Genomic DNA, 13,326 nt, shown 5'->3' with positions numbered 1-13,326 from the left:
GATGGGTTTGGTGCGTTACCTGACCGTGATCTAGGAGGCGGTGGGCGCGCCCCCGGGACGCACCTGCCGCCTCCTTCGCTGCGTCCGCCTCGCGTGCCCCCGTCTGCGCCGGCGGTGTGCGGATGCGGAACACCCCGGAGTGGACGATGCACCCCGTCGTTACGGGGTTCATCGTCCACTCCGGGGTGCGGGGGGAGGGGCGCCGGCGCCGGCGGGCAGCCGCCCGGGCTACTCGGCGCCGGGGCGGCGACGGCGCAGCGTCAGCCACGCCCCGAGCGCGATCAGCAGCACGGCCGTGCCGGCGATGCCGACCCAGGCGTCCGAGCCGGTGAAGGCGAGGCCGTCCCGGCCCGCCGCCACGGCGACCGCGCCGCCCGACCCCGAGCCGCCCGCTCCGGCGCCCGGAGCGCCCGAGCCGCCCGGCGTGCCGGCACCCGGCAAACCGCCGCCCGGCGTGCCCGCGCCCGGGTCGCCCGTGCCCGGGTCGCCCCCGCCGGGCTCGCCCGGCGCGGCCGCCGCGAGCACGGTCAGCGTGGCCCGGGCGATCTGCCCGGCGCCCTCGAGCTCGACCACGTGCGCTCCCGGCTCGAGGTCGGCCGGCACGACGAACCGGAGCACGCCCACCCCCGCCACGGTGGCCTCGGCGTCGCCGATCGACTGCGGCTCGGAGAAGACCGTCCCGGCGAGCGGCTCGCCCGCGACGAAGCCCGTCGCCGTGATCGACACGGTGTCGCCCGGCCGCGCCGAGGCGGGCGAGAGCGTGCCCGGCACGATCGTCTTCGCCGACTCGACGACGCCGAGGTCGATGCCGAGCACTGCGGCGAGGCGTGCGAGCGCCACGTCGGGCAGCCCCCGCTGCAGCGCGTTCTCGGCCTCGGCCGACAGCGCCGCCGACCCCGTGGCCGCCGTGCCGTCCACCATCGCGGCCTGCGCGAGGTCGCGCGCGACCGAGACGAGGTCGTCGGCGGGGCCCATCGCGGCGAGGTCGGTCCCCGTGAACGGGGCCGCCGCCTCCAGCAGGAGCCGCAGGAGGCGCTCCGTGCCGTCGTCCGTCACGGTCCCGTCGGCTGCCCAGACGTCGCCGTCGAGCACCTCCTGCACCGCGTCGCGGGCCGCGCCGGCGGGCAGGGAGGCGACCAGCGCCTCCAGCCGGTCGCGCGCACCGTCGGTGCGCAGTCCCCAGCCGTACGGGTACAGCGGTTCGTAGTCGGCGTCGCCCACGTTGATCGGCACCTGGTCGGCATCGGCCGCCCAGGTGACGGGCAGCCGCCCGGCGAAGGGCCGGACGCCGAACAGCGCGTCGGCCACGCCGGCGCCCTCCGAGCCGGGCAGCGACGACGCGACCACGGCGTCGGCGAGGCCGACGACGTCGCCGAGCAGCTGCGGCCGGCCCGAGACGACGAGCACGACGCACGACTCGGTCGCGGCGCACACCTTCTCGACGATCGCCTGGTCGTCCGGCGTGAGCGACAGGCTCGAGCCGTTGTTGCCGACGTCGCCCTGACCCTCGGCGTACGGCCGCTCGCCGACGACCACGACGCCGGTCTGGTCGGTCCGGATCGGCTCGGTGGCCCCGGGGCTGACGGTGACGGTCGCGTCGGGAGCGACCTGGCGGATGCCCTCGGCGATGCTCGTGCCGGTCGTCGTGTCGCCCGACCCGCCCTGCCAGCTGATCGTCCAGCCGCCCATCTGACGGCCGAGGTCGTCGGCGGTGGAGCCGGCCACGTAGAGGTCCGCGTCCTCCTTCGCGAGCGGCAGCGCGCCTCCGTCGTTCTTCAGCAGCACCTGCGACTCGGCCGCGGCCCGGCGGGCCACCGCCCTGTCCTCGGCGCTGCCGACGCCGTCGACGTTGGTGCGGTCGGCGAAGGGCTGCTCGAACAGGTTCAGGTCGAACTTCTGCGTGAGGATGCGCCGCACGGCGTCGTCGACCCGTGCCTGCGTGACGTCGCCCTTGCGCACGGCGGCGACGATGCTGTCGATGAAGTCGCCGTAGTTGTAGGGCGCCATCGCCATGTCGAGCCCGGCGTTCACCGAGCGGACGGCCTTCTGGGAGTAGGTGCCGCCGGGCAGCTTGTCGATGCCCTCCCAGTCGCTGATGAGGAACCCGCCGAAGCCGAGGTCGCCCTTCAGCAGGTCGGTGTTCAGGGCGCCGTTCTCGTGCATCCGCACGGGGCCGTCGCCGAGGTCGACCGCCGAGTACGACGGCATGATCGTGCCCACCCCGGCCTCGAGGGCCGGCAGGTAGGGGTCGACGTGCAGGCGGGTGAAGTCCTCGAGCGAGTCGGCGTGGGTGACGCCCTGGTCGATCGGGTACGCCCCGGTGCCGACCACCGACTCGTCGTAGCTCGTGCCGCCGTCGCCGGCCCAGTGCTTCGCGGTCGCGAGCACCTCGTCGGCCCCGCCGATGTCGGTCGGGTCGTCGCCCTGCAGGCCGGTCACCGAGGGCGCGGCGAAGGTGCGCACCAGGTCGGGGTCCTCGCCGAACGACTCGTAGCTGCGGCCCCAGCGCTCGTCGCGCGAGACGCAGAGGCAGGGCGCGAAGGTCCACGGCACGCCGGTGGCGCGCACCTCCTTCGCGGTGACCTGGGCGATCTGCTCGACGAGGGCCGGGTCGCGGGTCGCGCCGAGGCCGGTGTTGTGCGGGAAGATCGTCGCCCCGACCACGTTGCTGTGGCCGTGCACGGCGTCGACGCCGTAGATCATCGGGATCTGCAGGCGCGTCGAGAGGGCCTCGCGCTGGTAGCCGTCGACCATGTCGGCCCAGGCCACGGCGGTGTTGCCCTCGGGCACCGAGCCGCCGCCGCTCAGCAGCGAGCCGAGCGCGCGGTCGCTGATGTCGCTCGTCGACGTGAGGCCGAGGCGCTCGGCCTGCGCCATCTGCCCGACCTTCTCCTCGAGGGTCATGCGGCCCAGCAGGTCGGCGACGCGGTCGGCGGTCGGCAGCGACGCGTCGAGGTAGGGCAGGTCGTGCGCCCCGATGACGACGCGGGGGCCGTCGCCGACCTTCGCCGTGGTCGACGCGAGCGTCACCTGCAGCTGCCTCGACTCGGCCGGACCCGAGGAGGCGCGGGTCGTCACGCCGACCGTCTGCACCGTCCCCGAGGGCGAGCCGGCCGGGAACGTCGCCGTGCCCGAGGCCGCGTCGTAGTCGACGCCCTCGACCGCGGTGCCGTCGGCGGTCGCCCAGTCGACGACGACGTCCGAGGTGAGCGGCTCGTCGCCCGCGGTCGACAGCGTCAGCGCGACGTCGGCGGTCTGCCCCGCGTCGACGAGCCAGACGTCCTGCGGCGAGGCGACCGTGACCGACGCGGCGGTGGCCGGGGTGCCCCAGATCTGGGTGTCGTCGATCGCCCAGCCGACGGGCGCGGGCGTGCCCGGGGTGAAGGTGATCGAGTAGCCGAACGCGGCCGTCAGGTCGAGCGTGCCGTTCGTGGTGGCGGCGTCGCCCGGCTGGTAGCCCGAGGGCGTGAACGACGAGAACGGCAGCTCGACGAGCTTCCAGCGGCTGGTGCTGCTGCCCCAGTTGTCCTTGAACGTGGCCGCCCAGAGCTCGCTGGTCTCGGCGGTGTCGCCGCCGCCGGCCGGGTCGCCGTCCTTGATCTCGACCTTGACGTCGGCGCCCGCGGTGGGCGAGGCGGGGTTGTTGGCCTGGGAGGCGTACCACCAGAACCGCAGGCCCTGGTAGCTGGACCAGTCCTGGCTGTCGGCGAGGTCGTGGCTGAGGCCGCCGTAGCCGCCCGACGGGATCGAGTACCGGCCGCTGAGCACGTGGTTGTCGGCGCGGCCGTCGCGCTCCTGCACCGTCACCTCGCGGGTGATCGTCGGCGCGAGCGGGTCGGGCGAGCCCCAGGTGAAGAAGCCCTCGGGCGCGGAGCCGTCGGTGAGCGGCACCTCGCCCTCGAAGTCCTCGATCATCGTCGCGCGCTCGAACAGGGCGACGTCGTCGAACAGCCAGGTGCCGGGGCCGACGCCGGTCAGGGTGACGGCGAAGCCGGTCGAGGCGGAGGGGTCGAAGCGGGCGTCGCTGTCCGCGGCGCCCTTGGCGCGCAGGTCGGCGAAGAGCACGCGGACCTGCTTCCAGTCGGTGCTGTCGTCGACGACGGTCTGCTCGAAGAGGTGGTCGTTGCCGTTCTTCAGCTCGTAGCGGAGCAGCCTGCCGGTGTCGTTGCCCTTGAACCAGAACGAGAAGCCGTCCTGGTCGCTCCAGTCGGTCGCGGGGGTGTCGTGCGAGAGGCCGAACCAGTCGGCCTCGGTCGTCGGGCCGGCGACGACGGCGCTGAGCGCCTTCGCCCCGGTCGAGCCCTCGCGCTCGGCGGCGACGGTGGTCAGCGTTGGCGTGACGGCGGTGCTCGCGCCCCAGCCGAAGTAGCCCGCGGGCACGTCGCCCTCGAAGTCGTCGACGACGGTCGTGGCGCCGACGTTCGGCACGTCGCCGGTGGGGGTGAGGGTCACGGTGAGCGTCGGGCGCGCGCCGACGACGACGGGCTCGCTCGGGTCGGACAGCGTCAGCTCGACGGTCTTGCGGGGGCTGAGGCCGCCCGTCGAGAGGGTGACCAGGTCGACGGAGGCGGTGGTCGCGCCGGGCGCGAACGTCACTTCCTCGTCGAGGCCCACGTAGTCCGTGCCGGCGACGGCGGTGCCGCCCGTCGACCGGACGCGGGCGGTGACCGGCTCGGTGCTCGTGCCCGTGAGGCTGAGCCCGGCGGTGAGGGTCTGGCCGGCGGCGACGGTGGCCGTCGACCGGTCGAGGGTGACGGCACGGTCGAGGGCCTCGCCGAAGACCTGGAGGCCGTAGGCCGAGTAGCCGTACCAGTGCGGGCGCGCGGCGTCCCAGGTGGCGGGGGCGCGCGTCAGCATGGCGATGCGCACGTACCGCGCCTCGACGGGCGTCGCGAGCGTCTCGTCGTCGCGGCGACCGTCGCTGGTCACCGTCGCGGCGGTGGTCCAGCTCGCGTCGTCGGCGGGGTCGCCCTGCGTGGTCTGGATCTGGTAGCTCGCCGCGTACGACGCCTCCCAGTCGATGCCGACCGCGTCGACGCGCGAGACGCCGCCGAGGTCGACCGTCGCCGAGGCGGTGAACTCCACGTCCTCGTCGGGGCCGTTGCCGCTGGCCCAGCGGGTGGTCGAGTCGCCGTCGATCAGGGCCTCGGCGGGGAACGTGCCGTCCTTGTCGGACTGCGTGGCCGACGCGGTGACGGAGCCGAGGCGGGCGAGGTCGATCGGCGCGGCGGAGGCGGCCACGGCCGGCAGGCCGGAGAGCAGCAGGGCCGAGACGGCGGTCAGCGCGGCGGCGCCGAGCAGGCCGCCGCGACGACGGTCGCGGGCCTCCCCGGGGCGACGGCCGGCCGGGCGAGGCGAACCAGTGCGGACAGGACCAACGGCCACGATCACTCCCTTGTAATCACGAGGCGACGCGAGACAGCGGTCGGGGACACGGCGTCGTGCCCTCGCGCTGTCGCGAGACAGGGCCGCCCTCGCCGACCCCGCGAACGGGGGCCAGGGGCGGATCGGCTCATCGTATTCACACAGGCGGTGCCGAGACAAGAGCGGGACGGCGATCGGAGGAGGCGGGCGGTCCGAGGTCGTCCTCGGTCACCGGTCCCGGGTCCCAGACCGGTCGAGGCACCCCGCCGACAGGCGGGAACGTGCACGCCGTGAACCGATCCGTGACATTCCGCGTCCCGCGCTCGTCGTAATGAGGACGGCCGTCCACGGTCGTCCCCGCGCCCCACCAGCGCGAGGTGACGGACGATCAGGAGAACCACCGTGACGACCCCGGCCACGACCGGCGCGCCCCCGCGCGTCGACGCCCCGAGCGACGACACCCCGGGCGACCTCGCCTTCGAGCGGGTCACGTCCGCGAGCGACGACCTCGACGAGGCGTGCCACAGCGCCGAGGCGGTCCACGAGGGCCTGCTGTTCCGGGGGCGTCGCGCGGGCGGGGCGTTCTCGTTCCGGCACGCGTCGGCCGGCGACTCGCGCATGCGCCTCGAGACCAGCACGTTCTCGGCGCACCTGACGGGCTGCATCCCGTGGCGCCTCGACCACGCCGTGTCGTGGTTCGAGGCCGGCGAGGTCACCGTCGACCATCCCGGCGGATCGCTGACGAACGCCGGCTCCCGGCCCGTGCTCGTGCCCGCCGAGCGCTCGGTCGCCTTCACGGCGACCCCGTACCGCCGGTGGACGGTGCGCGCCGACCCGTCGTTCGTCGAGGACATCGCCACGGAGCGGCACGACGGGCCGTCGAGGCACGTCGCCTTCGTGCCGGGCGCCGTGCTCGTCGACGGGGCGCTCGCGGCCTGGCGCGCGCTCATGGTCGAGGCGACGCCCCTGATCGTCGGGCCGGACACCCCGTTCCTCGCGCGGCACACGGCCCAGGTCGCCGTCGCGCGGCTGATGCTCGACCTGTTCCCGTGGCGTGCGGTCGCCGTGCCGCGCGCCCGCGGACGCGAGTCCCTCGACCGGCTGCGACGGGCCGTCGACTACCTGCACGCCCACGCGGGCCAGGCCATCGTGCCCGCCGACGTCGCCGCCGCCGCCGGCGTGCACACACGCACGCTGCAGCAGATGATGCAGGAGCACCTCGGCACGAGCCCCACCGGCTACCTGAGGCACATCCGCCTCGACCGTGCCCGACAGGACCTGCTGCCCGCCGACCCGTCCGACGTGCTCGTCTCGGACGTCGCCCGCCGCTGGGGGTTCGGCAACCTGGGCCGGTTCTCCGGCTGGTACGCCGAGCGGTTCGGCGAGTACCCCCGCGACACGCTCGCCCGCCCCTGACCGGGCAGGCCTCACAGGGGGCTCGGGGCGCGCTCGCGGCGGGCGGGCGTACGGTCCGCGACATGACATCGCGAGACGAGCCCGACGAGACCATGACCAGCCCGATGATGGACGGCGCCGAGGAGGCGACGGCCGACGAGAAGGCCGACGGCCTGTCGGACCAGGCCGACGCCGACCACCGCGACGGCGGCGGCACGGGCGACCGTGACGACGACGTGCGCGAGCGCGCCGGCCAGCACGACGCCCAGGCGGACGTCTAGCCCCCGGCGTCCGGCCCGGCGCCGGTCCCGTCCCGACGCGCCCCGGGCTCAGGCCCGGGCGCGCGTCGGCTCGCGGAACCAGTCGAGCAGCGCCCGGACCTGCGGCTCGAGGCCGGGCCGGCTGCGGGCCTCGTCGAGGGCCGCGCCCGAGACGTCGGCGTAGCCGGGGATCGCCTCGGCCTGCTCGTCGGTGGTGGGGCGGTAGCCCATCGACCAGTCGGCGAAGCGACGCTCGTCGATCGGCTCGCGCAGCAGCACGGTGACGTCGCTGTGCCGCGGGTCGGCCGCGATGACGTCGTACCGGGCCTGGACAACGTCGGCGGGACCCTCCAGCACCTGGACGAACCGCCCCTCCTTGTGCATCAGGTAGCCCGAGAGGCCGAGCCGCCGGTTGTTGGCGCGGCTGTTCATGAGCAGGGTGGCGAGGTCGCCGTCGCTGGGGCGGACACGGGCGACGCTGGTGTAGACGATCGAGAGCATGGGGGCCTTCCGGAGGGTCAGTCGAGCCTGCCCCACCCGCACCCCGCCGTCACGCCCCAATGCGGGGGCGGCGCAGGCCGCCGGGTCAGACCTCGTCGGCCTCGACGAAGGCGCGCAGGGCGTCGATCCACTGGTCGGTCGCGTCGAGGTGCGCGTCGTGCGACGCGTCGTGCAGGTCGACGCGGCGGACGTCGCGGCCGCGCCGCACGAACTCGTCCTGCTGCTCGGCGGTGAACATGCCGCCGTCGGCGTACACGACGAGCACCGGCGCCGTGACGCTCTCCCACTCGGCCCAGCGCGGGGTGCCGACGGCCTCGATGGTCGCCTGCACGACGTCGGCGTCGAAGCGCGGACGCAGCCCGTCGGGCGCCTCCTCGAGGTCGTCCGCCCAGGCCCGTGCGAGCGGTCCGTCACCCAGTGAGGAGGCGGCGGTCGCCCGGTCGGCGAAGGGCACGGCCCAGCTGCGGAAGAAGTCGCCGAGGGCCGCGTGCTCCTCGGGGCTGCCGCCGCCCTGGTCGCCCTCGAGCAGCACGAGGCGGCGCACGAGGTCGGGTCGCGCGGCGGCGACGAGCATCGCGGTGTGGGCGCCCATCGACTGGCCGACGAGGTCGGCCGGCTCGCTCGTCTCGGCCTCGAGGACGGCGACGACGTCGGCCGTGAACGCCTCGCGCGAGGTGTCGGCGGGCCGGGTCGTGCTCGCGCCGTGACCGCGCTGGTCGACGAGGACGACCCTGCGCCCGGCCAGCGCCCGGGCGGTCGGGGCGAACTCGCGGCTGCTGCCGGCGAGGCCGTGCAGCACGACGACGGCCGGCTCGGCGCCGGGGGACACCGTGTAGGCGATGGTCGTGCCGTCGTCGGTGGTGAGCTGTCGGGTCGTCTCCGTCGTCGGGTCCACGAGCCCGAGCCTAGGGGCGGGGCTCGTCGGCACGGGGCTCGCCGGCACGGGGCTCGGCGGCCGTGCCGTCGGCGGCCGCCTCGGTCGTGACGGCCGTGTCGGCGGCCTCGGCCGTGCCGTCGTCGGTCGCGTCGGTCGCCTCGGCCGCCTCCGCCGCCTCCGCCTCGCGGCGACGGAGCCGGCGGTGACCGACGAGCACGAGCACGGCGCAGCCGAGGGCGCCGCCGGTGCAGAGAGCGACGCCGGTCCCGAGGCGGGCGGCGCTCACGCCGTCGAAGACGGCGGCGGCGAGCATCGAGAGGCCGACGACGAACGTCCCGAGGAGGACACCGACGACGGGCTCGACCCAGGCCCGGCCCACCAGGCTCGCCCGTGAGGTGTCCCGCCCCTCCTCCGACCGCTTCGCGGCGTCGTCGAGGCGGTCGCGGATCACGAGGCCGATGCACGGCCCCCAGAACGCGCCGACCGCGGTGTGGCCTTGCTGGACGACGACGATGACGGCGAGCGAGACCACGGCGGCGGCGACCAGCCACCAGGGGACGACACGGCGCAGCGGGACCGGCCGGACGAGGCGGGTGGACATGGCCCCACGGTAGCGGGACGGGCCCGGCCGCGGTCAGCGCGCCAGGGTGTCGCGGGGGTACTCGCCCCAGCGCTCGGCGTAGGTGCCCGAGAACCGGCCGAGGTTGCCGAAGCCCCAGCGGCGGGCGACCTCGGCCACGGTCGTGTCGTCGGGCGACGCGGCGCGCAGGTCGTCGCGCACGCGGTCGAGGCGCACCTGGCGCAGGTACGCCGACGGCGTGGTGCCGAGGTGCTCGCTCATCGCGAGCTGCAGGCTGCGGGTGTGCAGGCCGACGGCGGCCGCGACGTCGGACGGGGTGACCGCCTCGGCGGCGTGGGCGTGCAGGTACTCGACGGCGTGCCGCACGCGCACCGTCTTCGGGGTGCGGAGCGACCGGGGCACGTCGACGGCCTGCCAGCGCCAGGTGCGCAGCACGGCCCGGGCCGTGCTCAGCTGGGCCTCGAGGCGCAGCAGCGGCGGGACGAGCTCGCCGACCAGCGCCTCCGTCGCCCCGGCCATCACGCTGCGCCAGTCGGCGACGGCCGCGGACGACGGCTCGGCCGACAGGTCGAAGGCGACGCGCTGGGCAGGGCCGCCGTGCAGCTCGGCGGCGGTCTGCTCGAGGAACCCCGGCCCCAGCCGCAGCAGGTGGCTCTGCCGGGGCTCGAACTCGAAGGCGAAGTCGTCCTCGGCGGGGATGAGGAACGGGGTCGAGCCGTCGGTGCGGTGCGGCACCCCGCGCCGTCGCACCTCGGCGCCGCCCCGGCGGAACCACATGACGAAGTGCTCGCGGGGGAAAGGGATCTCGCCGGCCATGTGCCCGGTGAAGAGGGAGGTCTGCAGGGCGACCCGGTCGTCGCCGGCCGTCACGTAGCGGTACGCGAACGGCGCGTCGGAGGGGTGGGCGTCGAAGCGCCGGCCGCTGTGGTGGTCGGCACGCCGCAGCAGCACCTCGTGCAGGTCGCGGCCGTGGTCGACGGAGCGGCTGTGCGGGGGCACGGCGAGGGGCTCGGAGGTGCTGGGCGCCACGGTGCTCCTCTCGCTCGCCAGGGTCTGGGCAGACCGCCGACGACGATGCCACAGGCCACCGACATTCTCGCTCGACGGCTGCCCGGCCCCTCGCTGCGCGGCCGAGACCGGGGGTCCACCATCGCCCAGAGGTGAGCGAAACCGACGCGCTATGAGCGTTTGGTTGCACTATCGCGCAAGATCGATCATGATCGTGCCCATGACACGAATCGCGTTCATGGGTGCAGGCAGCGTCGTCTTCACCCGGCAGCTGATCGCCGACCTGCTCGGCTTCGACGACCTCGGCCCCCTGCACGTGGCCCTGCACGACATCGACCCCCAGCGACTCGACGTCGCCGAGGGCACCGCCCGCCAGCTGGTCGAGCGGTTCGGGCGCCCCGTCACGGTGACCGCCCACCTCGACCGCCGCGAGGCCCTCGCCGGTGCCGACTTCGTCATCGACATGGTGCAGATCGGCGGCGTCGAGGCCACCCGCCGCGACCTCGAGATCCCGGCCCGGCACGGCCTGCTCCAGACGATCGGCGACACCACCGGCGTCGGCGGCGTGTTCCGCGCGCTGCGCACGTTCCCGTTCCTCTCGGCCCTCACGGCCGACATGCGCGAGCTCTGCCCCGACGCCGTGCTGCTGAACTACACGAACCCGATGGCCATGAACATCTGGTGGGCCTCGGTCGTCGCGCCCGACGTCCGGGCGCTCGGCCTCTGCCACAGCGTCTACTGGACCGCCCACGACCTCGCCGAGCTGGTCGGCGTGCCCGTCGACGAGACCGTGCACCGCGCCGCCGGCGTGAACCACCAGAGCTGGCTGCTCGAGTGGACCCACGAGGGGCGCGACCTCTACCCCGTGCTCGAGCAGGTCATCGCCGACGACCCCGAGCTGCAGCGTCGCGTGCGCGTCGAGATGTTCCGCCGCGTCGGCTACTACCCGACCGAGACGAGCGAGCACTCGTCCGAGTACCTGTCGTGGTTCCTCCGCTCGCCCGAGCAGGTCGAGCGGTTCCGGCTGCGCCCCATGGAGTACCTGGGCATCAGCGACGAGAACGTCGCCGAGTACCACCGTGCCCAGGAGGCGCTCCGCACGGGGGCGGACCTCGCCATCGAGGCCGGCGCCGCCGAGTACGCCCCGCAGGTCATCCACTCGCTCGTGACGGGCACCGAGCGCGAGATCCACGCCAACGTGCCCAACGCGGGCCTGATCCACAACCTGCCCCAGGGCGCCGTGGTCGAGGTGCCCACGCTCGTGGGCCCCGAGGGCATCCGCCCCGTCGCCATGGGCTCGCTGCCGGTGCAGTGCGCCGCCGTCAACCGCCCCTACGTGTCGGTGGCCGAGCTGACGGTCGAGGCGATGCGCACCGGCGACCCCCGCCTCCTGCGCCAGGCGGTGCTCGTCGACCCGAACGCGAGCTCGACCCTGACCCCCGAGCAGATCTGGCAGCTCTGCGACGAGCTCGTCGAGGCGCACGGCGACCTGCTGCCCGAGCCCCTGCGCGAGCGCCTGCCGGCGTCGGCCCTGTGACCGCCGTCACCACCGCCGAGCTCGTCGCAGCGGCCGTCGACCGACGCAGCGCGGTGCCGAGCTTCAACGTGATCGGCCTCGAGCACGCCGAGGGCATCGTGCTCGGCGCCGAGCGCGCCGGCACCGACGTGCTGCTGCAGCTCAGCGAGAACGCCGTGCGCTACCACGGCGGGCTGCGGCCCCTCGTGGCCGCCTGCCGCGAGCTGGCCGTCGCCGCCTCGGTCGGGGTGTCGATCCACCTCGACCACGTCGAGGACGCCGACCTGGTCGACGAGACCATCGCGCTCGGCCCCGCGGCCGGGATCGGCTCGGTGATGATCGACGCCTCGACCCTGCCGTACGACGAGAACGTCGCCGTCACGACCGACGTCGCGCGCCGGGCCCGAGCCGCGGGCCTCTGGGTCGAGGCCGAGCTCGGCGCCGTCGGCGGCAAGGACGGCGCCCACGCCCCCGGGGTGCGCACCGACCCGGACGAGGCGGCGTCGTTCGTCGCCGCCACCGGCGTCGACGGGCTCGCCGTCGCGGTCGGCTCGTCGCACGCCATGGCCGACCGCTCGGCGTCGCTCGACCTCGAGCTCGTCCGTCGCCTGGCCGACGCCGTGCCCGTGCCCCTCGTGCTGCACGGGTCGTCGGGCGTGCCGGACGACCTGATCCGCGCGGCCGTCGACGCCGGCGTCCGCAAGATCAACGTCGGCACGGCCCTCAACATCGCCTGGACCTCCGCCGTGCGCACCGCGCTCGCCGGCGACGCCGCCCTGACCGACCCGCGCCGCTACGGCCGACCCGGCCGCGACGCGCTGGCCGACGCCGTCGCCTCCTTCTGCTCCGTCATCTCCCCGACCACCGCCTCCGTCGCCGCCCGCGGCCGCTGAGGAACCTCGAAAGGACCACCATGAGCCTCACGACCACCGAGATCCTCAGCCAGCCCGACACCTGGGCCAGGGCCATCGCCGAGGCACCCGCCGCCAGCACCTTCTTCGGCCTGCCGGGGGAGCGCGTGCTGTTCCTCGGCTGCGGCACGTCGGCGTTCGTCGCCGAGTCGCTGGCGCACCTGCGCGAGCAGGCCGGCCTCGGCGAGACCGACGCCGCCTACGCCAGCGAGTGGCGACCCGGCCGCCGGTACGACCGCATCGTCGCGATCACCCGCTCGGGCACCACCACCGAGATCCTCGACGCGCTCCGGGCCGCCGACCCGGCCACGACGAAGGTGGCGATCGTCGCCGTCGGGGGCAAGCCCGTCGACGACCTCGTGTCCGACACCCTCGTGCTCGGCTGGGCCGACGAGCAGAGCGTCGTGCAGACGCGCTTCCCGACCACGCTGCTCGCCGCGGCGCGCACCGTGTACGGCTACGACGTGAGCGGCCTCGTCGAGCAGGGGCGCGCCTCCCTCGCCCTGCCCTTCGCCCACGACGTGACCCGGTACGACCACTTCGTCTACCTCGGCAGCGGCTGGACCCACGGCCTGGCGCAGGAGGCGGCCCTCAAGGTCCGCGAGGCCGCCCAGGCCTGGTCGGAGTCGTACCCGCTGCTCGACTACCGCCACGGCCCGATCGCGGTCGCGGGCGAGCGCTCGCTCGTCTGGGTCATGGGCCCGGTCGAGCCGCAGCTCGTCGCCGACATCGAGGCCGTCGGCGCCACCGTCGTGTCCGACGACCGCGACCCCCTCGTGCAGCTCGCCGAGGCCCAGCGCCTCGCCGTCGCGCTCGCCGAGAGCCGCGGGCTGAACCCCGACACGCCCCGGCACCTGACCCGCTCGGTCATCCTCGGCTGACGACGCCCGACCCCCCGACCCCCACCCGAACGG

General features: G+C 75.0%; 10 protein-coding genes. 5 read left to right on the top strand and 5 right to left on the bottom strand.

Annotated features, from left to right (window positions below):
* Positions 1-228: 228 nt before the first annotated feature.
* Positions 229-5,385: a glycoside hydrolase family 3 N-terminal domain-containing protein gene (locus FHR78_RS05790; protein WP_166759482.1), complete on the bottom strand. Its 5,157-nt coding sequence runs from the start codon at positions 5,383-5,385 to the stop codon at positions 229-231.
* A gap of 381 nt (positions 5,386-5,766) precedes the next feature.
* Between FHR78_RS05790 and FHR78_RS15575 the strand changes: the two genes are divergently transcribed.
* Positions 5,767-6,780 carry a helix-turn-helix domain-containing protein gene (locus FHR78_RS15575; RefSeq protein ID WP_166759481.1) on the top strand — a complete coding sequence of 338 codons (1,014 nt, stop codon included), beginning with the start codon at positions 5,767-5,769 and terminating at the stop codon, positions 6,778-6,780.
* 62 nt (positions 6,781-6,842) lie between these two features.
* Complete coding sequence (locus tag FHR78_RS05780; RefSeq protein ID WP_166759480.1) at positions 6,843-7,040, top strand: hypothetical protein; 198 nt, start codon at positions 6,843-6,845, stop codon at positions 7,038-7,040.
* Between the two features lie 48 nt (positions 7,041-7,088).
* Here FHR78_RS05780 and FHR78_RS05775 read toward each other — a convergent pair whose 3' ends face one another.
* From FHR78_RS05775 to FHR78_RS15570, 4 genes are all read right to left on the bottom strand, one after another.
* A complete protein-coding gene (locus FHR78_RS05775; RefSeq protein WP_166759479.1) occupies positions 7,089-7,520 on the bottom strand; it encodes a BLUF domain-containing protein in 432 nt (143 codons plus the stop codon).
* Between the two features lie 85 nt (positions 7,521-7,605).
* Positions 7,606-8,415 carry an alpha/beta fold hydrolase gene (locus FHR78_RS05770; protein WP_166759478.1) on the bottom strand — a complete coding sequence of 270 codons (810 nt, stop codon included), beginning with the start codon at positions 8,413-8,415 and terminating at the stop codon, positions 7,606-7,608.
* 10 nt (positions 8,416-8,425) lie between these two features.
* Positions 8,426-8,998: a hypothetical protein gene (locus FHR78_RS05765; protein ID WP_166759477.1), complete on the bottom strand. Its 573-nt coding sequence runs from the start codon at positions 8,996-8,998 to the stop codon at positions 8,426-8,428.
* Positions 8,999-9,031: 33 nt separating this feature from the next.
* Positions 9,032-10,006, bottom strand: coding sequence for a helix-turn-helix domain-containing protein (locus FHR78_RS15570; protein WP_166759476.1), 975 nt, complete (start codon positions 10,004-10,006; stop codon positions 9,032-9,034).
* 199 nt (positions 10,007-10,205) lie between these two features.
* Between FHR78_RS15570 and FHR78_RS05755 the strand changes: the two genes are divergently transcribed.
* Genes FHR78_RS05755 through FHR78_RS05745 form a run of 3 tightly spaced genes read left to right on the top strand, consistent with a single transcriptional unit; the run spans position 10,206 to position 13,293 of the window.
* Positions 10,206-11,522 carry an alpha-glucosidase/alpha-galactosidase gene (locus FHR78_RS05755; protein WP_166759475.1) on the top strand — a complete coding sequence of 439 codons (1,317 nt, stop codon included), beginning with the start codon at positions 10,206-10,208 and terminating at the stop codon, positions 11,520-11,522.
* Positions 11,519-12,394, top strand: a complete 876-nt coding sequence (locus FHR78_RS05750) for a class II fructose-bisphosphate aldolase (RefSeq protein WP_166759474.1) — start codon at positions 11,519-11,521, stop codon at positions 12,392-12,394. The genes FHR78_RS05755 and FHR78_RS05750 overlap by 4 nt, the downstream gene beginning before the upstream one ends.
* Before the next feature lie 20 nt (positions 12,395-12,414).
* Positions 12,415-13,293: an SIS domain-containing protein gene (locus tag FHR78_RS05745; protein ID WP_166759473.1), complete on the top strand. Its 879-nt coding sequence runs from the start codon at positions 12,415-12,417 to the stop codon at positions 13,291-13,293.
* The last annotated feature ends 33 nt before the right edge of the window (positions 13,294-13,326 follow it).

This window comes from Frigoribacterium faeni, assembly GCF_011761235.1.
GTDB classification, from domain to species: domain Bacteria; phylum Actinomycetota; class Actinomycetes; order Actinomycetales; family Microbacteriaceae; genus Frigoribacterium; species Frigoribacterium faeni_A.
Note: the sequence above shows the minus strand (reverse complement) of the source record. Positions and strands in the feature narration are given on the sequence as shown.

What these genes read in the sequence shown, in the direction of transcription:
- FHR78_RS05780 (WP_166759480.1), top strand. Translation starts at nt 6,843, where the DNA reads ATGACATCGCGAGACGAGCCCGACGAGACCATGACCAGCCCGATGATG.
- FHR78_RS05775 (WP_166759479.1), bottom strand. Translation starts at nt 7,520, where the DNA reads ATGCTCTCGATCGTCTACACCAGCGTCGCCCGTGTCCGCCCCAGCGAC.
- FHR78_RS05765 (WP_166759477.1), bottom strand. Translation starts at nt 8,998, where the DNA reads ATGTCCACCCGCCTCGTCCGGCCGGTCCCGCTGCGCCGTGTCGTCCCC.
- FHR78_RS05755 (WP_166759475.1), top strand. Translation starts at nt 10,206, where the DNA reads ATGACACGAATCGCGTTCATGGGTGCAGGCAGCGTCGTCTTCACCCGG.
- FHR78_RS05745 (WP_166759473.1), top strand. Translation starts at nt 12,415, where the DNA reads ATGAGCCTCACGACCACCGAGATCCTCAGCCAGCCCGACACCTGGGCC.